Source organism: uncultured Sphingomonas sp., assembly GCF_946477935.1.
GTDB lineage: Bacteria > Pseudomonadota > Alphaproteobacteria > Sphingomonadales > Sphingomonadaceae > Sphingomonas.
The window spans coordinates 1-17,592 of the sequence record NZ_CAMLAC010000065.1 but is presented as its reverse complement, the minus strand read 5'-3'; the positions used below and the strand labels follow the sequence as shown (position 1 = coordinate 17,592).

19 protein-coding genes are annotated in these 17,592 nt (G+C 68.4%); 12 read left to right on the top strand and 7 right to left on the bottom strand.

From position 1 onward, the window contains the following. The 3 genes from ligD to Q0U08_RS09130 all read left to right on the top strand — a co-directional run. Positions 1–870, top strand: an 870-nt coding sequence (ligD, locus tag Q0U08_RS09140) for a non-homologous end-joining DNA ligase (protein ID WP_298091108.1), incomplete at its 5' end; no start/stop codon positions are given. A gap of 101 nt (positions 871–971) precedes the next feature. Further along, entirely contained in the window at positions 972–3,431 is a 2,460-nt protein-coding gene (locus Q0U08_RS09135; RefSeq protein WP_298091107.1) for a circularly permuted type 2 ATP-grasp protein, read from the top strand. Next, complete coding sequence (locus tag Q0U08_RS09130) at positions 3,431–4,312, top strand: transglutaminase family protein (RefSeq protein ID WP_298091106.1); 882 nt, start codon at positions 3,431–3,433, stop codon at positions 4,310–4,312. The genes Q0U08_RS09135 and Q0U08_RS09130 overlap by 1 nt, the downstream gene beginning before the upstream one ends. Positions 4,313–4,348: 36 nt before the next feature. Here the strand turns inward: Q0U08_RS09130 and Q0U08_RS09125 are convergent, their stop codons facing one another. Then, positions 4,349–4,606, bottom strand: a complete 258-nt coding sequence (locus tag Q0U08_RS09125; protein WP_298091105.1) for a hypothetical protein — start codon at positions 4,604–4,606, stop codon at positions 4,349–4,351. A gap of 102 nt (positions 4,607–4,708) precedes the next feature. Here Q0U08_RS09125 and Q0U08_RS09120 point away from each other — a divergent pair, with 102 nt between their 5' ends. The 9 genes from Q0U08_RS09120 (at position 4,709) to Q0U08_RS09080 (ending at position 10,435) form a co-directional block, all read left to right on the top strand. Then, entirely contained in the window at positions 4,709–5,659 is a 951-nt protein-coding gene (locus tag Q0U08_RS09120) for a J domain-containing protein (protein ID WP_298091104.1), read from the top strand. 7 nt (positions 5,660–5,666) lie between these two features. Continuing rightward, entirely contained in the window at positions 5,667–6,635 is a 969-nt protein-coding gene (locus tag Q0U08_RS09115; protein WP_298091103.1) for a YihY/virulence factor BrkB family protein, read from the top strand. Further along, complete coding sequence (fabI, locus tag Q0U08_RS09110) at positions 6,632–7,435, top strand: enoyl-ACP reductase FabI (RefSeq protein WP_298091102.1); 804 nt, start codon at positions 6,632–6,634, stop codon at positions 7,433–7,435. The genes Q0U08_RS09115 and fabI overlap by 4 nt, the downstream gene beginning before the upstream one ends. Positions 7,436–7,443: 8 nt before the next feature. After that, complete coding sequence (locus Q0U08_RS09105; protein ID WP_298091100.1) at positions 7,444–7,971, top strand: GNAT family N-acetyltransferase; 528 nt, start codon at positions 7,444–7,446, stop codon at positions 7,969–7,971. An 83-nt stretch (positions 7,972–8,054) separates the two neighbouring features. Continuing rightward, entirely contained in the window at positions 8,055–8,225 is a 171-nt protein-coding gene (locus Q0U08_RS09100; protein WP_367271108.1) for a DUF4160 domain-containing protein, read from the top strand. Next, on the top strand, positions 8,209–8,463 hold the full coding sequence (locus Q0U08_RS09095) for a DUF2442 domain-containing protein (RefSeq protein ID WP_298091099.1): 255 nt from the start codon (positions 8,209–8,211) through the stop codon (positions 8,461–8,463). The genes Q0U08_RS09100 and Q0U08_RS09095 overlap by 17 nt, the downstream gene beginning before the upstream one ends. Next, the gene (gene aroC, locus Q0U08_RS09090) at positions 8,460–9,527 is read left to right on the top strand and encodes a chorismate synthase (protein ID WP_298091097.1); all 1,068 of its coding nucleotides are present in this window, start codon (positions 8,460–8,462) and stop codon (positions 9,525–9,527) included. Before Q0U08_RS09095 ends, aroC begins: the two co-directional genes overlap by 4 nt. Before the next feature lie 61 nt (positions 9,528–9,588). Beyond that, positions 9,589–10,047, top strand: a complete 459-nt coding sequence (locus Q0U08_RS09085) for a hypothetical protein (RefSeq protein ID WP_298091095.1) — start codon at positions 9,589–9,591, stop codon at positions 10,045–10,047. A 61-nt stretch (positions 10,048–10,108) separates the two neighbouring features. After that, the gene (locus Q0U08_RS09080) at positions 10,109–10,435 is read left to right on the top strand and encodes a hypothetical protein (RefSeq protein ID WP_298091093.1); all 327 of its coding nucleotides are present in this window, start codon (positions 10,109–10,111) and stop codon (positions 10,433–10,435) included. Positions 10,436–10,474: 39 nt separating this feature from the next. On the opposite strand, the gene Q0U08_RS09075 is transcribed toward Q0U08_RS09080, so the two are convergent. The 6 genes from Q0U08_RS09075 to Q0U08_RS09050 all read right to left on the bottom strand — a co-directional run bounded on the left by Q0U08_RS09075 (position 10,475) and on the right by Q0U08_RS09050 (position 17,385). Then, positions 10,475–11,764, bottom strand: a complete 1,290-nt coding sequence (locus Q0U08_RS09075; protein WP_298091092.1) for an adenylosuccinate synthase — start codon at positions 11,762–11,764, stop codon at positions 10,475–10,477. A gap of 111 nt (positions 11,765–11,875) precedes the next feature. Then, a complete protein-coding gene (locus Q0U08_RS09070) occupies positions 11,876–12,844 on the bottom strand; it encodes a glutathione S-transferase family protein (RefSeq protein ID WP_298091091.1) in 969 nt (322 codons plus the stop codon). Between the two features lie 51 nt (positions 12,845–12,895). Beyond that, complete coding sequence (locus Q0U08_RS09065; RefSeq protein WP_298091090.1) at positions 12,896–13,996, bottom strand: ATP phosphoribosyltransferase regulatory subunit; 1,101 nt, start codon at positions 13,994–13,996, stop codon at positions 12,896–12,898. Then, positions 13,993–14,337 carry an endonuclease domain-containing protein gene (locus tag Q0U08_RS09060; RefSeq protein ID WP_298091089.1) on the bottom strand — a complete coding sequence of 115 codons (345 nt, stop codon included), beginning with the start codon at positions 14,335–14,337 and terminating at the stop codon, positions 13,993–13,995. The genes Q0U08_RS09065 and Q0U08_RS09060 overlap by 4 nt, the downstream gene beginning before the upstream one ends. Before the next feature lie 168 nt (positions 14,338–14,505). Next, on the bottom strand, positions 14,506–16,083 hold the full coding sequence (gene serA, locus Q0U08_RS09055) for a phosphoglycerate dehydrogenase (RefSeq protein WP_298091087.1): 1,578 nt from the start codon (positions 16,081–16,083) through the stop codon (positions 14,506–14,508). 147 nt (positions 16,084–16,230) lie between these two features. Continuing rightward, complete coding sequence (locus Q0U08_RS09050; RefSeq protein WP_298091085.1) at positions 16,231–17,385, bottom strand: phosphoserine transaminase; 1,155 nt, start codon at positions 17,383–17,385, stop codon at positions 16,231–16,233. Between the last annotated feature and the right edge of the window lie 207 nt (positions 17,386–17,592).

Genomic DNA, 17,592 nt, shown 5'->3' with positions numbered 1-17,592 from the left:
CCCCAGCCCACCACCGTCACCATCACCCATCCCGTTCGGGTGATCTTCCCCGACAGCAAGCGGACCAAGGGCGACCTTGCCGCCTATTGCCGGGCGATCGCGCCGATCATGCTGCCCTGGACCGCCAACCGCCCGGTCAGCCTGGTCCGCTGTCCGCAGGGCCGCGCCCGCGCCTGCTTCTTCCAGAAGCACGACGCCGGCAGCTTCGGCGAACAGGTCCATCATGTCGACGTCACGGAGAAGGACGGCTCGGTCGAGCCCTATCTCTACCTGACCGACGCGGACGGCCTGGCCGCCTGCGTGCAGATGGGGTCGATCGAGTTTCACGGCTGGGGCTCGTCGGTCGCGACGCTGGAACAGCCCGACCGCATGATCTTCGATCTCGATCCGGACGAGGGCCTGGACTTCGCCGACACGAAAAAGGCCGCCGAGCATCTGAAGAACCAGTTGGCGGAACTCGGCCTGACCAGCTTCCCCCTGCTGTCCGGCGGCAAGGGCGTCCACGTCGTCGTGCCGCTCACCCCGCAAGCGAAATGGCCCGCGGTCAAGGATTTCGCCGATCGCTTCGCCCGCGCGCTCGCCCAGGCCGAGCCGGATCGCTTCGTCGCCGTCGCCACCAAGGCGAAGCGCAAGGGGCGCATCTTCATCGACTGGCTGCGCAACCAGCGCGGCGCGACCGCGATCCTGCCCTATTCCGCGCGCGCCCGCGCCGGCGCTCCCGTCGCCGCCCCCGTCTCCTGGACCGAGCTGCGCGACATCGACACCGCCGCCCGCTGGACCATCGCCGACGCCGCCGAACTGCTCGCCCGAGCCAACGGCCCCGCCCTCGCCGGCTGGGGCACGGCAGACCAGACCCTGCCGGATCTTTAAATCGCCGGTCCCCGATTCCGCCCGATTCCGGTTGCGCGCGCCACGGAAACAGTGAAACGGTTCGCCACGGCAGGGCTTACGGCAAGGGCACGGGAACAGCGATGGCGACGCAGATCGACCCTTCCGCGCATGCCGGCCGCTGGATCGCCGAATATTGCGCGGAGGCACCGGCCCATGACGTGCTGTGCGCCGGTGACCGCGCCGCCTGGCACGCCACGCTGGAGGAGCTTGCCGCCGTCGCCCCCGATGGCCTGGGTCATGCGCGCGAGCGGGTGCAGCGCCACGCCGCCGACATGGGCACCGGCTTTCGTATCCTTGGCGAATCGGACGAGCGCCCCTGGCCAGTTTCCCCCGTTCCGCTGCTGATCCCGGCCGGGGAATGGGCAATGATCGCGGCCGGCGCGGTGCAGCGCGCGACGCTGATGGAAGCGATCACCGCCGATCTCTACGGCCCCGGCCGGCTGGTTTCGGACGGCCATATTCCGGCCGCGCTCGTCACGGGCAGCCCGCATTTCCTGCGTCCGATGGTCGGCCTGACGCCGCCCGGCGGCCATCATCTCAGCTTCGTCGCCTTCGATCTGGCGCGCGGGCCGACCGGCGAGTGGCGCGTCCTCGCCGACCATCTGCGCGGCCCCGCGGGCGCGGGTTATGCCCTGGAAAACCGGCTGGCGGTCAGCCGCACCCTGGGCGGGCTGCAGGCCCGGCTCAACGTCCAGCGCCATGCCCCCTTCTTTGCCGCCTTTCGCGCCGGGCTGGCGGCGCAGTGTCGCCGCACCGATCCGCGCATCGGCATCCTCACCCCCGGCCGCTACAATCCCTCCTACCCCGAACAGGCGCATCTCGCGCGCTATCTGGGCCTGTTGCTGGTCGAGGGCGCCGACCTCGCCGCGCTCGAGGGCAAGGTCTATGTCCGCACCGTCGGCGGGCTGAAGCGCATCGACGCCTTGTGGCGGCGGCTCGACCCGCGACTGCTCGATCCGCTCGCCTTCGACACCCATTCGCAGATCGGCGTGCCCGGCCTGATCGACGCCTATGCCGCGGGCGAGGTGATTCTGGCCAACGCGCCCGGTGCCGGCATGCTGGAAAGCCCGGCGGTGTCCGCCTTCCTGCCGGCTCTCGCCCGGCATCTGCTGGGTGAGCCGCTGCACCTGCCCACCATCGCCACCTGGTGGTGTGGTGCCGATGCGGAGCGGGATCATGTGCTGGCGCATCTGGACCAGATGCTGATCGCCCCCGCCTTTGCCGCCCGGCCGCTCGGCCTGCCTGCCGGTCCCCGCCCCGGCGCGGGTCTGACCGCCGCCGAGCAGCAGGCGCTGCGTGAGGACATGGCCCGCCGCCCGCAGGATTATGTCGGGCAGGAGATGGTCCAGCTTTCCACCATGCCCGTCGTGGTGGAGGATCGACTCGTCCCCCGCCCCTTCACGCTGCGCGTGTTCGCCGCCCGCGACGCCGATGGCCGCTGGATCGTCCTGCCCGGCGGCTTCGGCCGGATCGGCGAGCAGGCCGATGCCACCGCCTCCGTGATCGGCGAGGGTATCTGGTCGGCCGATGTCTGCGTGCACGGCGACGATCCGGTCGCCCCCGTGTCGCTGCTCGCCGCGCCGGATTCGCTGCATGTCCGGCGCAATCCCGGTACGCTGCCCAGTCGCGTCGCGGACAATTTCTACTGGCTCGGCCGCTATCTGGAGCGGGGCGAGGCGCTCCTGGCGGCGATCCGCGTGATGCTCGGCAATTCGATCGATGCCGATGGCGGCGCGGCGCTGGCCGATCGCACCGTCGGCCGTCTGGCGGGGCTGATCGCCGGGGCCGGCGCGGCGCCCCCGCCGCCCAGCCTGCGCCGGGCCGACCTCACCCAGTTCGCCCGCACCGCGATGGAGGACGAGCGGCATCATTCGGTCGCCGCGATCAACCGGCTGGCCCGCGCGATCGGCGCGGGGTCTCGCGATCGATTGTCGGCCGACATGGTGCGTCTGCTGGAGGCACCGTTTCCCTCGCATCGCGGCCTGCTCGACCGCGCCGGCTCGCTCCAGCGCCGCTACGCCGCGATCGCCGGGCTGTCCGCCGAACACATGGTGCGCACCACCGCCTGGCGCTTTCACGATCTCGGCCGCCGCATCGAACGCGCCATGGCGCTGGCCCGCGCCTGCCGCCTGTTCGGCATGGCGGGCGCCTCCGCCGACGATCTGTCGACCTTGCTCGATCTGGCCGAAAGCCAGATCAGCTACCGCCAGCGTTATCCCACCGGCCTCGCCCGCGTCGCGGTGCTCGATCTCGTCGCGCTCGACCCCAACAATCCGCGTGCGCTCGCCTTCCAGACGGGGCGGATCGCCGCGCTTCTGGCCGAACTCCCCGTTTTGTCGGATGACGAGATGGCCGAGCCCCAGCAGGCCCATGCCATCAAGTTGCGCGCGCTGGTCGAAACCGCCGATGCCGCCACGCTCGACGCCGACATGATGGGCGAGGTCGAACACCGCCTGACCGTCTTGTCGGAGGCGATTGCCCGCCGCTACTTCCTGCAAGGCGCCGAACCGCTGCGCGCCGGGGGACTGACACTCGCCTGATGCGCTACGATATCCGCCACGTCACCCGCTTCGACTATGGTGCGCAGGTCAAGTTCGCGCGCTGCAACCTGCGCCTGCGCCCGATCGACTGGCCGGGCCAGCGGGTCGAGGAATATGCGCTGACCGTCGAGCCCACCGGCCGCACCACGCCCGCGCTGGCCGAGGCCGGGCTTGCCCATGTCACCCGCCTCGTCGTCGACCGTGCGGTGCAGACGCTCACCATCGAAAGCCGCGCCCGCGTGTCGGTCGATCGTCTGGTCCCTGTGCCGGATGCCACCGATCTGACCCTAGCCGACATCGCGCATATGGCACGCGGCAGCACCGACCTGTCCCCTGCCGGCCCGGCCACCTACATCTTCCCCTCGGGCCTGATCCCGCTCGACCGCGATATCGCCGCCTGGTGCGCGCCAGATCTGTCGCCCGGCCGCAACGCGCTCGAGGCCGGCATCGCGCTCGCCCGCCGCATCCAGGACGAATTCTCCTTCGATCCCACCGCCACGCTGGTCGACACGCCCCCGCACGAGGCGTTCCGTCACCGCCGCGGCGTGTGTCAGGATTTCGCGCAGATCATGATCACCGGCCTGCGCGCCGCCGGCCTCCCCGCGGCCTATGCCTCGGGCTATATCCGCACCCTTCCCCCACCCGGCCAGCCCCGCCTCGTCGGCGCGGATGCCACCCATGCCTGGGTGCTGCTATGGTGTGGACCGGATCGCGGCTGGGTGGGGCTGGACCCCACCAACGGCATCTGGATGGCCAGCGATCACATCGTCATGGCGATCGGCCGCGATTATGCGGAAATCGCCCCTGTCGACGGCGTCGTGCTGGGATCGGGGGCTCAGAAGATGGACGTCAGCGTCGACGTCGCACCGCTGGACGAGTGAGGCCCCCTTTCGTCACGGACGAAGGGGGCCGTTCACTTATTTGCTGACGGCGTTCTCGTTGCCGACATCGCTGTCGTCATCCTCGCCGCCCGCCTGACCGGTGCCGTGATAGCCGATCTCGGTCTGCCCGCCATGGCCCATGAAGCCGCTATTATCGCCGTCCTTGTTGGTATGAGGGTTGGGATAGCTGCCGCCGTCGCTTTCGCCGCCGCCGGTTTTGCCATGGGTGATGTTGGTGCCGTCGGGCGCGCCTTTCAGGCCATCGCCGCCCGTCGCCTGGTTCCGTTCGGTCATGTGTCTCTCCTTCGCCTGGGGTGCTGAACGCATCAGCACCGCGTTGCGCTCCGCGCCGCGCTGCCCCACATAGGCGGGTAATACACCGTATTGGGGACCAGAGTGGCCGATCCGTACCAGACCCTCGGCGTCGCGCGCACCGCCAGCGAAGCCGACATCAAGAAAGCCTATCGCAAGCTCGCCAAGGAGCTGCATCCCGACCGCAACAAGGACAATCCCAAGGCGGCGGAGCGGTTCAGCCAGGCGACCTCGGCCTATGATCTGCTGTCCGACAAGGACAAGCGCGCGCGGTTCGACCGCGGCGAGATCGACGGCGACGGCAATCCCGCCAGCCCGTTCGGCTATGGCGGCGCGCGCGGCGGGCCGGGCGGGGCCAGCGGCGGGCCGGGTGGCTTTTCAAGCCATCAGTTCGATTTCGGCGGCGGCGACGCGGACATGTCCGGTATTTTCGAGGGGCTGTTCGGCGGTGGCGGCCGCCCGGGCGGCGGCGGCTTTTCCAGCGGGTTCGGCCGGCGCGGTGCCGCACCCAAGGGCGCCAATACCGCCTATCGCCTCGCCGTGCCGTTCATCGATGCCGCAACGCTCGCCCCCCAGCGCGTCACGCTGGCCGATGGCAAGACCATCGATCTGAAGCTGCCCGCCGGCACCGAAAGCGGTACGCAGATGCGCCTCACTGGAAAGGGGGAGAACGGCCCCGGCGGTGCCGGCGACGCGATCGTCACCATCGACGTGCAGCCCCACCGCTTCTTCACCCGCGATGGCGATGACGTGCGTCTCGACCTGCCCGTCACGCTGGCGGAGGCGGTGCTCGGCGGACAGGTAAAGGTACCCACTGTGGAGCGCCCCGTGATGCTCAAGGTTCCTGCCGGCACCAGTTCCGGCCGCACCTTCCGCTTGAAAGGCAAGGGCTTTCACCGGAAGGACGGCACGCGCGGCGACCAGCTCATCACGCTGATGATCGCCATTCCCGCCGATGATTCCGCCCTCGTCGCCTTCGTCCAGGATTGGAACGGCGCCGAAACGGGGAACCCAAGGGCGGACATGGGCGTCTGACGCCCTGATGAATGCAACCAGCGGCCTGACCCCGGAAGATCGCGCCCGCCAGCACAAGGCGCGTCGCAAGCTCGGCAAGCAATTGGCGAAGGTCAGGCCCGGTTCGCAGGTGTTCGAGGTCGCCAAGCGCGCCCTGCTCGGCGTCTATACGGACGGTTTCATCCATGCGGGCAATCTGGCGTATCTGGCGCTGATGACGGTGTTTCCGTTCTTCATCGTCGCCGCCGCCATCGCCTCGCTGGTCGGGCAGAGCGACGAGACGCAGCGCGCGGTGTCGTCCTTTCTCCACGTCCTGCCGCCGGACGTGTCGGAGATCCTGCGCAAGCCGATCTCGGACGTGCTGGCCGCGCGCACCGGCTCGCTGCTGTGGCTGGGCGGGCTGGTCGGCCTGTGGACGGTCGGCAGCTTTATCGAGACGATCCGCGACATCTTCCACCGCGCCTATGGCGTGCGCTCCACCGCCCCGTTCTGGAAGTCGCGCCTGTCCTCCTCCTTCGTCATCGTCTGCTCGGTGGTGCTGGCGCTGCTCTCCTTCCTGATCGGCGGCATCCTGACCGCGGCGGAACAGTTCATCTACCGCCTGCTTCCGTTCGCGGAGAATGTCGCGGGCTGGGTCGGGCTGTCGCGCTTCATCCCCGGCGCGGTGATGTTCGGCGCCCTCTACATGCTCTTCTACTCCGTCACCCCCTCCAAATACCGCGAAAGCGCCTGCCTCAAATGGCCCGGCGCCCTCTTCACCGCCATCTGGTGGGTCGCCATGACCGCCTGCCTCCCCCTCGTCCTCTCGCAACTCGGCGGCTACGACCTAACCTACGGCAGCCTGGCCGGCGTTGTGGTGATGCTGCTGTTCTTCTATCTGATCGGTCTGGGGCTGGTCTTTGGCGCACATCTGAACGCGGCACTGGCGGAACCGCCCGAACCGGCGCTAGAGGGGCAGCCGGACCAAGGGACACCGGCAGGAGCGGTAACGGCGTGAATGGATTGATGGCGGGCAAGCGGGGGCTGATCATGGGCCTCGCCAACGACAAGTCGCTGGCCTGGGGTATCGCCCAGAAGCTGCGCGAGGCCGGCGCCGAACTCGCCTTCGCCTATCAGGGCGACGCGCTGCTGAAGCGGGTGAAGCCTCTGGCGGAACAGCTCGGCTCCGACCTGCTGATCGATTGCGACGTGTCCGACATGGCGCGGCTCGATGCCGCCTTCGCCACCTTGGCAGAGACATGGCCCACGATCGACTTCGTCGTTCACGCCATCGGTTATTCCGACAAGAACGAGCTGCGCGGCAAATATGTCGACACCAGCCTCGACAATTTCCTGATGACAATGAACATCTCCGCCTACAGCTTCGTCGCCGTCGCCAAGCGGGCCCGCGCGATGATGCCGGAGGGTGGCAGCATGCTGACGCTCAGCTATTACGGCGCGGAAAAGGTCGTGCCGCACTACAACGTCATGGGTGTCGCCAAGGCCGCGCTGGAAGCCAGCGTCAAATATCTCGCCATGGACCTCGGCCCCGAGAAGATCCGCGTCAACGCGATCTCCGCCGGTCCGATCAAGACGCTGGCCGCAAGCGGTATCGGCGATTTCCGCTACATCATGAAGTGGAACGAGCTGAACTCGCCGCTGCGCCGCAACGTCACGATCGAGGATGTCGGCGGCGCCGGCCTCTATCTGCTGTCCGATCTCGCCAGCGGCGTCACGGGCGAGACGCACCATGTCGATGCCGGCTACAACGTGATCGGCATGAAGGCCGAGGACGCGCCGGACATCGCGCTCGCCTGACGCCGGGCATGAGCATCGCCATTCGTCCCGCGACCGGCGGGGACATCGCCGCGCTGGATGCGCTCCTGCGCACGGTCTTTCCTGCGCCTGACGAGGCGATGCTGGTCCAGCGCCTCTGCCTGTCGGGCGACATGGTGCTGACGCTGATCGCCGATGACGAGGAGAGCGGCGAACTCGCCGGCACCGTCGTGTTCAGCCGCATGCAGGTGGATGTGGCCGGCAAGCCGATCGCCGCGGTCGCCCTTGCGCCCGTCGCCGTCGCCCCGGCCTATCGACGCCAGGGTGTCGGCGAGGCGCTGGTCGAGGCCGGGCTCGCCCATCTGCGGCAGGCCGGCGTCCATCTCTGCTTCGTGCTCGGCGACCCCGCCTATTACCGTCGCTTCGGCTTTGCCGCGGACTGGGCGCAGGGCTTCGCCTCCCCCTATGCCGGCGAGCATCTGATGGCGCTCCCGCTGCAGGACGGCGCCATGCCCTGTGGCATCCGCGGGGATGCGGTCCACGCCCCGGCCTTTGCCGATCTGGGCAATGGCGCATGATGGCGCGGGGGTAGGCGCAAAATGCCCGTCGTGTTCCGGGATCGTGGCTTCCGCTTCTTCTTTTACTCGAACGAGGGCGATCCATACACATCCATGTCGTCAAGGACGGTGCGGACGCGAAGCTGTGGCTTCAGCCTGTCGTCGAGTTCGCCTATAATCACGGCTTCGACGCCAGGACCCAGCGTTGGATCATGACCTGCGTCGAGGAACGACGCGATGAGATCGAGGATGCATGGCATGACCATTTCGCCTAGAGCACTCGACGTCAGCTTCGATGAGGACCAGATGTGGGTGAAGCTGGAGGATGGCCGCACGCTCGGCATACCGCTCGCCTGGTTCCCGCGCCTGCTTCATGGTTCCGCGCAAGAACGGGCCGAGGTTGCGATCAGCCCGACGGGGCTGCATTGGGATGCACTTGACGAAGATATCTCGATCGCCGGTCTGATTGCCGGGCGTGGCGATCTAACCCGGACGAAGTCGCACGCCGCATGAGCTTCAACACCTTTGGTCGCCTCTTCCGCTTCACCACCTGGGGCGAAAGCCACGGTCCCGCGCTCGGCGCCGTGGTCGACGGCTGCCCGCCCGGCATCCCGCTTGCCGAAGCGGACATCCAGCCCTGGCTCGACAAGCGCCGGCCCGGCACCTCGCGCTTCACCACGCAGCGGCGCGAGCCCGATCAGGTCCGCATCCTGTCCGGCGTGTTCGACGGGCGCACCACCGGCACCCCGATCAGCCTGATGATCGAGAATGTCGACCAGCGATCCAAGGATTATTCCGAGGTCGCCAGGGCCTATCGCCCCGGCCATGCCGATTACGCCTATGACGCCAAATACGGCTTTCGCGACTATCGCGGCGGTGGCCGTTCATCGGCGCGCGAAACCGCAGCGCGTGTCGCGGCCGGCGCCGTCGCGCGCGCAGTGATCCCCCAGGTCCGCATCCGCGCCTGGGTGGAGGCGATCGGCGGCGACGCGATCGACTATGCCGCCTTCGATGATGCGCAGATCGACGCCAACCCCTTTTTCTGCCCCGATCCCGCCGCCGCCATCCGCTGGGAGGGGATCGTCGATGCGGCGCGCAAAGCGGGTTCCTCGGTCGGTGCGGTGGTCGCGTGCGAGGCGACCGGCGTTCCTGCCGGCTGGGGTGCGCCGCTCTATGCCAAGCTCGATTCCGAACTCGCCGCCGCCTGCATGAGCATCAATGCGGTAAAGGGCATCGAGATCGGTGACGGCTTTGCCGCGGCGGCGCTCAGCGGTGAGCAGAATGCTGACCCGATGCGCCCGGGTACGGACGGGCCGCAGTTCCTCGCCAACCATGCCGGCGGCATCGCCGGCGGCATCGCTACCGGTCAGCCGATCCGCCTGCGCTGTGCGTTCAAACCGACCAGTTCGATCCTGACCCCGGTCGAGACGATCGACCGCGAAGGAGCCGCCGCCGAGATCGCGACCAAGGGCCGGCACGACCCCTGCGTCGGCATTCGCGGCGTGCCGGTGGTGGAGGCGATGGTCGCCCTCGTCCTCGCCGACCAAGCGTTGCTGCATCGGGGTCAGTGCGGATAAAGTCCGGAACACACCCTATTCCGCTTCGTTGGTCTCACACAACAAAGCAGGAGAGAAAGCCATGCGTATCACGCATTTGATCGCGGCTGGCGCGCTGATTGTCCCGGCCATGGCGATGGCGCAGACGTCCACCACGGGCGGCTCCATGGGTGGCCAGACCGGCACGATGGGCGGTCAGACCGGCAGCATGAGTGGCCAGATGGGCACGCCGAGCACCACGACCACCACGCAAACGCAGGATGGCACCACCAGCACCACGCGGACCCGCGAACGCGGCAAGACCACGCGCGATCGCAACCGTGGCTCGGCCACGACGAGCGGCACCACCTCGACACCGGGTACGCCGACGACGACGGACGATACCGGCACGATGGGAACGCCTGACACCATGGGCACGCCCGGTACGACCGGTGTTCCCGGCACAACCGGTGCCCCGGGCACGACCGGCACCATGGGAACGCCCGGCGGCAGCGTCGGCGGTACGGTGCCCACCACACCCGGCACCGGCGGCACGCCGTAAGGCGATACGAACACTCCCGCGCACCCCGCGCGGGAGTTTCGCTTATGAAGGGATGACGGTCATGCGTCGCATCATGCTCGCCGGCTTTGCAGCGCTCATGCTCTCGACCGCCGCCACCGCCCAAGTGGGCGGCGTGCCCGTGGAGTCGAAACCGGACGAGGCAATGGCACCGGGCGAAGAACAGCCATCCGTCCGCGACAGCGAAGACCGTACGCCACCCCGCGGCGAGCAGCGTCGCGAAAGACCGAATGCCGCGACCCCGGCCACCCCTGCCCCGATCACCGCTGCGCCCACGCCGGCTCCCAGTACGCCCCCGTCACCGGATGGCGCCACCGAGCCACCCGAAGGCGCGCCGACCACCGCGTCGGACGCGCCCCGGAAGAACTGAGCGTCCCCCAAACCGAAGGGCAGGGGAGACGCCGCGTAATCAATCCACAAACGGATCGCGCACCAGGATCGTGTCCTCGCGCTCCGGGCTGGTCGATACCAGCGCGACGGGACAGCGGATCAGCTCTTCCACGCGACGGATATATTTGATCGCCTGCGCTGGCAGGTCGGCCCAGCTCCGCGCACCCGCGGTTGACTGCTGCCAACCCTCCATCGTCTCGTAGATCGGCTCGACCTGAGCCTGCTCGGCCGCGTGCGAGGGGAAATAATCCAGCGTCCGGTCACCCAGCCGGTACCCGGTGCAGATCCTCACCTCGTCAAACCCGTCCAGCACGTCCAGCTTGGTCAGCGCGATGCCGGTGATGCCGCTTACCGCCGCCGACTGACGCACCAGCACCGCATCGAACCAGCCGCAGCGCCGCTTGCGCCCCGTCACCGTACCGAACTCATGCCCGCGTACACCCAGCCGCTCGCCGGTCTCGTCGTCCAGCTCGGTCGGGAACGGTCCCGATCCGACGCGCGTGGTGTACGCCTTGGCGATGCCCAGCACGAAGCCGACTGCGCTCGGCCCCAGCCCCGATCCACCCGCGGCGGTGCCCGCGATCGTGTTGGAAGAGGTCACGAACGGATAAGTGCCGTGATCGACATCGAGCAGCACGCCCTGCGCGCCTTCGAACAGGATGCGCTTGCCGCTCTCGCGCGCTTCGTTCAGGTCGCGCCACACCGGCTTGGCGAAGGGCAGCACGAAGGCGGCGATCTCGCGCAGATCGGCCAGCAGGCGCTCCCGGTCGATCGGCGGCTCGCCGAACCCGGCGCGCAGCGCGTCGTGATGCGCGGTCAGGCGGTCCAGTTGCGGCCCCAGATCGTCCAGATGCGCCAGGTCGCACACCCGGATCGCGCGGCGGCCGACCTTGTCCTCATAGGCCGGACCGATGCCGCGCCGCGTGGTGCCGATCTTGCCCGCGCCGCTCGCATCCTCGCGCAGCCCGTCCAGATCGCGGTGGAAGGGCAGGATCAGCGTGCAGCTATCCGCGATACGCAGCGTCTCGGGTGTAGCGACCACGCCCTGCTCGCCCAGCCGTGCGATCTCGGCCTTCAGCGCCCAGGGGTCCAGCACCACGCCGTTGCCGATGAACGACGGCGTGCCGCGCACGATACCCGATGGCAGCAGCGACAGCTTGTACACCTTGTCGCCGACGACCAGCGTGTGACCGGCATTGTGCCCGCCCTGGAAGCGCACGACCATGTCGGCGCGCTCGGCCAGCCAGTCGACGATCTTGCCCTTGCCTTCGTCGCCCCATTGCGCGCCGATGACTGCTACATTTGCCATGGATGCATGTTCCCACCTGCCGCATCGGACCCGCGCGCCCTTCGACAGGACTCGGCACGCAGGCGGTTCATCAGTGGACGGGGGCGCGGTTAGCGAGGCCGTGCGAACAGGTCAACCGGCAACCCGGTCCGTCCAGGGCAGGATCGGCCCGGCCGGCACGATGCCGCTGGGGTTCAGGTCGCGGTGGCTGGCATAATAATGCGTCTTGATGTGGTCCAGATGCACCGTGGCCGCGATCTCCGGCACGTCCAGCATCCGCTCCAGCAATCCCTCCAGCGCCGGATAGTCGCGGATACGGCGCAGATTGCACTTGAAGTGCCCGTGATAGACCGCATCGAAACGGACCAGCGTGGTGAACAGCCGGATATCGGCCTCGGTCATCCGCTCCCCGACCAGCCATTGGCGGTCCGCCAGCCGCGCCTCCAGCGCGTCCAGCGTCTCGAACAAGGGATGCACCGCCGCGTCATAGGCATGCTGCGACGTGGCGAACCCCGCCTTGTACACCCCGTTGTTGACGCGGTCATACACCTCGGCGTTGACCGTATCGATCTCGCTCCGCAGGGCTTGCGGATAGAAGTCGCCCGCCTTCGCACCCAGTCCGTCGAACGCGGTATTCAGCATGCGGATGATCTCCGCCGACTCGTTGCTGACGATGGTCCCCGTCGCCCGGTCCCACAGCACCGGCACCGTCACCTTCCCGCTGTAACCGGGCTTTGCACGCGCATAGAGCTGCCAAAGATAGTCTGCACCGTGCAGCGGATCGCCGGTGCCGCCGCGTGTCCTCTCGAACGTCCAGCCATGCTCCAGCATCACCGGATCGACCACCGACACGGCGATCATGTCCTCCAGCCCCTTCAGCGCGCGGACGATCAGCGTCCGGTGCGCCCAGGGGCAGGCATAGCTGACATACAGGTGATAACGCCCGACCTCGGCGGGACGCCCCGGCTGGCCTTCGGGACCGGGGCCGCCATCGGCGGTCACCCACTCGCGAAAACCCGAATCCTGACGTTTGAAGGCGCCGTCCTTCGAATCCTCGGTCACCTTGCCCGGCTGCCACGCGCCGTCGACCATCCTGCCCATCTGCGTCTCCTGCTTGCCACCGGCGAACGCACGAAGGGCGCGGGCGTGCCGTTACAGCGGCTGTGGCGCGGTACCGGTCCAGATATGCGTGCAGAGCTGCGCTTGCGGCGTATCGTCCGCCTCCAGCGCCTGCACCGTCACCCAGCCCTGCGCGCGCAGCGCCGCACCATCCATGTGCGGCGTGCCCACCGGCAGGAACAGCCGCCGCCGCTCCGCCTTGGGCGCGGTCGCCACGATCGCATCGGCATAGAGCGAGAAGCCCGTCGCCTTCTCCTCGCGCCCGTCCTCGTGGATCAACGTATAGGTGCCCCCGCGTCCCACCTCGCGCGGCGGCCCCGCGACGAACAGCGAGAAGCCCAGCCAGCTTTGATATTCAAAGCCATGCCGTTCGGTCGGGTCCAGCGTCATCGTCACGCTGTCGCCCAGCGCCGCCGCGATCGCCTCCAGCCCGTCCAGCCGGCTGGCCAGCACGCCGTGCGCGTCGAAGCTGCGCAACCGCGCGATTGCGGACGCGAACGGCCCCGCCGCCTCGACCAGCGGCAGATAGTCCGGCGCGATCGCCGCCACCCCGCCTGCATCCTTGGCATCCAGCCGCTCGCGCAAGGTCGCCACCTGCTCGGCCGCCACCGGCAGCGGCCCCGCCGCCAGCGTGTCGACCAGATCGGGCAGCGTGAAGTCGATCGAGATCCCCGTCGTCCCCGCCGCGCTCAGCGCCTCCACCGCGACCCGCACGATCTCGGTCGCCGCGGCCACCGAATCGAGCCCGATCAGCTCCGCCCCGATCTGCCGCCACTCGCGCGCCGGCGCCAGTTCCGACGCACGCAGCTTCACCACCGTCCCCGCATAGGACAGCCGCACCGGCCGCGGATGATGCCCCATCCGCGTCGCCGCGATCCGCGCCACCTGCGCGGTCAGGTCGGGCCTGAGCGCCAATGTCCGCTGCGACACCGGATCGACGAAGCGCACCGCATCATGCAGCCCCCCCGCCTTCAACCGCGAAGCCAACCCTTGCGCAAACTCGACCACCGGCGGATCGGCCCGCTCATAGCCATGCAGCCGCGCCGCCTCCAGCACCCGCGCCTCCACCGCCGCAGCGGCATCGGCAAAAGGCGGCAGGCGGTCGTGAAATCCTTCGGGCAGGAGCGCGGTCATGCCGCCGCTCCACCGTCAAGGATGACGCTCGCGACGCCCTCCGGATTGGTCGTGACATCTTGATTGGAGAAGCGGATCACACGATAGCCCTGCTGTTCGATCTGCACCGTCCGGCGCGCGTCGCGGGCTTGGTCCGTGTGCGTATCGCCGTCAAGTTCGATGACCAGCCGCGGCGCGCGAGCGGCAAAATCGGCGATATAGGAGCCGATGGGCACCTGCCGCGAAAATTTGATCCCACCGACCTGCCGATTGCGGATGATCCGCCAGAGGCGAAGCTCGGCCTCGGTCATCTGCCGCCGCATCGCGCGAGCACGGTCCCGCAACACCGGATCGGTTTTCATGAAGCCTCCCGGACAGGAGACTAACACACCCTCTCCCCGCCGGGGAGAGGGAGGGGCCCATCGCAAAGCGATGGGAGGGTGAGGGGCAGCCCAGCCGTGCGGCGCTACGTGGCGACCCCTCACCCAACCCTCTCCCCGGAGGGGAGAGGGCTTCAACACCCCCTCACGTCAGAAATTCAACCCCATCGCCGTCTTCACCCCCGGCAGCGCCTTCACCGTCGCCAGCAGGTCGGCCGACACCGCCTCGTCCAGCGACAGCAGCACCACCGCCTCGCCCCCGGCCGAGCGGCGGCCGAGATGGAAGGTCGCGATGTTCACGCCCGCCTCGCCCAAGGTCGTCCCCAGCCGGCCGATAAAGCCCGGCGCGTCCTCGTTCACCACGTACAGCATCGGCCCGGCCAGATCGGCCTCCACCTTGATGCCGAACAGTTCGACGAGGCGCGGCGCCTCGTTGCCGAACAGCGTGCCGACCACCGAGCGCTCGCCGTCCGAGGTCTTGACGCTGACGCGCACCAGCGTGTGGTAATCGCCCTCACGCTCGGTACGCACTTCGCGCACCTCGATGCCCTTGTCCTTGGCCAGGAACGGCGCATTGACCATGTTCACCGTGTCAGAATGGACGCGCAGGAAGCCGGCCAGCACCGCCGACACGATCGGCTTCTGGTTGAGTTCGGCCGCCGCGCCCTCGGAATGCACCGAGATGCGTGCGATCCCGCCATGCGCCAGTTGCCCGACCAGCGAACCCAGCTTCTCCGCCAGCGCCATGTACGGGCGCAGCTTGGGCGCTTCCTCCGCCGACAGGCTGGGCACGTTCAGCGCGTTGGTGATGCCGCCCGAAACCAGATAATCCGCCATCTGCTCGGCGACCTGGATCGCGACGTTCACCTGCGCCTCGTTGGTCGACGCGCCCAGATGCGGCGTCGAGATGAAGTTGGGCGTCCCGAACAGCGGGCTTTCCTTCGCCGGCTCGGTGACGAACACGTCGAGCGCGGCGCCGCCGATATGCCCCGAATCGAGACCCTGCTTCAGCGCCGCCTCGTCGATCAGGCCGCCGCGCGCGCAGTTGATGATGCGCACGCCCTGCTTCGTCTTGGCCAGGTTCTCCGCCGACAGGATGTTGCGGGTCTGCTCGGTCAGCGGCGTGTGCAGCGTGATGAAGTCGGCCCGTGCCAGCAGCTCGTCCAGCGTCACCTTCTCCACGCCCATTTCCAGCGCGCGCTCCGGCGTCAGGAACGGGTCATAGGCGACGACCTTCATCTTCAGCCCCAGCGCGCGGTCCGCAACGATCGAGCCGATATTGCCCGCGCCGATCAAACCCAGCGTCTTGGACGTCAGCTCCACGCCCATGAAGCGGTTCTTCTCCCACTTGCCGGCCTGCGTCGAGGCATCGGCCTCCGGCAACTGGCGGGCGAGCGCGAACATCAGCGCGATGGCGTGTTCGGCGGTGGTGATCGAGTTGCCGAACGGCGTGTTCATCACCACGACACCCTGCGCCGAGGCGGCGGGGATATCGACATTGTCGACGCCGATGCCGGCGCGGCCGACGACCTTCAGATTGGTCGCGTGCGCCAGGATATCCTTGGTCACCTTGGTCGAGCTGCGGATGGCGAGGCCGTCATACTGGCCGATGATCGCCTTCAGCTCGTCCGGGGTCTTGCCCGTGATCTCGTCCACTTCCACGCCGCGCTCGCGAAAGATCTGCGCGGCCTTGGGGTCCATCTTGTCGGAAATGAGTACCTTGGGCATCAAATTGCTCCTGAAGGAATTTGAAATCTTGCCCCCTCCCACGGGGAGAGGGAGGGGACCCATGGCTCCGCCATGGGGAGGGTGAGGGGCTGCCAGGCCGTGCAGCGCATGTGGCGCCCTCCCCGACGGGGAGAGGGCCAAAAGGGATCACCCCCGCGCGGTCGCGTAGGCCCAGTCGAGCCACGGCCCGAGCGCCTCGATATCCGCCGTCTCCACGGTCGCCCCGCACCAGATGCGCAGGCCCGCCGGCGCATCGCGATAGCCCGCGACGTCATAGGCGGCGCCTTCTGCCTCCAGCAGCGACGCCATCTTCTTGATGACCGCCTCGTCCGCGCCCTCGACGGTCAGGCAGACGCTGGTGGTCGACCGCGTCGCCGGGTCGGCCGCCAGATGCCCCAGCCAGTCGCGTTCCTCGACGATCCGGTTGAGCGCCGCCGCATTCGCGTCCGATCGCTTGACCAGCGCGTCCGCGCCGCCCAGCCCCTTGGCCCATTCCAGCGCGAAGATCGCGTCTTCCACCGCCAGCATCGACGGCGTGTTGATCGTCTCGCCCTTGAACACGCCCTCGGCCAGCTTGCCCTTCGACACCAGGCGGAACACCTTGGGCAGCGGCCATGCCGGCGTGTAGCTTTCCAGCCGCTCCACCGCGCGAGGCCCCAGGATCAGCACGCCGTGCGCGCCCTCCCCGCCCAGCACCTTCTGCCACGAGAAGGTCGCGACATCGATCCGGTCCCATGGCAGGTCATAGGCGAACACGCCCGAGGTGGCGTCGGCGAACGACAGCCCCTCGCGATCCTCCGCGATCCAGTCGCCGTTCGGCACGCGCACGCCCGAGGTGGTGCCGTTCCAGGTGAACAGCACGTCGTTCGACCAGTCGACCGCGTTCAGGTCCGGCAACTGCCCGTAATCGGCGCGCAGGACGGTGGGGTCGATCTTCAACTGCTTGACCGCATCCGTCACCCAGCCCTCGCCGAAGCTTTCCCAGGCCAGCGCGGTGACGGGCCGCGCGCCCAGCATCGTCCACATCGCCATTTCAAAGGCGCCGGTGTCCGATCCGGGCACGATGCCGATGCGGTGGGTGTCGGGGAGCTTCAGCAGCTCGCGCATCAGGTCGATGCAATATTGCAGCCGCTGCTTGCCCAGCTTCGAGCGATGCGAACGGCCGAGGCTGTCCGTCGCGAGCTTGGCCGCATCCCAGCCCGGAGGCTTGGCGCAGGGACCGCTGGAAAAATAGGGGCGTGCCGGCCTGGTGGCGGGCTTCGCAGGCGCAAGAGTGGCGTCGGCGGCAGTCGTATCAGTCATATAGACTCTCCTCACAGAGAGCACGCGCGGCGTTGGGACCGCGTGGCCCGCCGGCGGCTCTAAGGAGGTAGCGGCAAGGTGGCAAGCGCATTCTTCCCCTCTCTCCTACGGGGAGAGGGGAGGGGCCCACTGCCGTCAGGCAGTGGGAAGGGTGAGGGGCAGACCAGCAATGCTACGCTGCTTGGCGCCCCCTCACCCTCCCACCGC

Bases quoted from the DNA above. Each gene is read 5' to 3' on its own strand.
- Q0U08_RS09130 (WP_298091106.1), top strand. From the start codon at position 3,431: ATGCGCTACGATATCCGCCACGTCACCCGCTTCGACTATGGTGCGCAG.
- serA (WP_298091087.1), bottom strand. From the start codon at position 16,083: ATGCCCAAGGTACTCATTTCCGACAAGATGGACCCCAAGGCCGCGCAG.
- aroC (WP_298091097.1), top strand. From the start codon at position 8,460: ATGAGCTTCAACACCTTTGGTCGCCTCTTCCGCTTCACCACCTGGGGC.
- Q0U08_RS09095 (WP_298091099.1), top strand. From the start codon at position 8,209: ATGACCATTTCGCCTAGAGCACTCGACGTCAGCTTCGATGAGGACCAG.
- Q0U08_RS09070 (WP_298091091.1), bottom strand. From the start codon at position 12,844: ATGGGCAGGATGGTCGACGGCGCGTGGCAGCCGGGCAAGGTGACCGAG.
- Q0U08_RS09060 (WP_298091089.1), bottom strand. From the start codon at position 14,337: ATGAAAACCGATCCGGTGTTGCGGGACCGTGCTCGCGCGATGCGGCGG.
- Q0U08_RS09125 (WP_298091105.1), bottom strand. From the start codon at position 4,606: ATGACCGAACGGAACCAGGCGACGGGCGGCGATGGCCTGAAAGGCGCG.
- Q0U08_RS09085 (WP_298091095.1), top strand. From the start codon at position 9,589: ATGCGTATCACGCATTTGATCGCGGCTGGCGCGCTGATTGTCCCGGCC.
- Q0U08_RS09065 (WP_298091090.1), bottom strand. From the start codon at position 13,996: ATGACCGCGCTCCTGCCCGAAGGATTTCACGACCGCCTGCCGCCTTTT.
- Q0U08_RS09050 (WP_298091085.1), bottom strand. From the start codon at position 17,385: ATGACTGATACGACTGCCGCCGACGCCACTCTTGCGCCTGCGAAGCCC.
- Q0U08_RS09115 (WP_298091103.1), top strand. From the start codon at position 5,667: ATGAATGCAACCAGCGGCCTGACCCCGGAAGATCGCGCCCGCCAGCAC.
- Q0U08_RS09075 (WP_298091092.1), bottom strand. From the start codon at position 11,764: ATGGCAAATGTAGCAGTCATCGGCGCGCAATGGGGCGACGAAGGCAAG.
- Q0U08_RS09080 (WP_298091093.1), top strand. From the start codon at position 10,109: ATGCGTCGCATCATGCTCGCCGGCTTTGCAGCGCTCATGCTCTCGACC.
- Q0U08_RS09105 (WP_298091100.1), top strand. From the start codon at position 7,444: ATGAGCATCGCCATTCGTCCCGCGACCGGCGGGGACATCGCCGCGCTG.
- Q0U08_RS09135 (WP_298091107.1), top strand. From the start codon at position 972: ATGGCGACGCAGATCGACCCTTCCGCGCATGCCGGCCGCTGGATCGCC.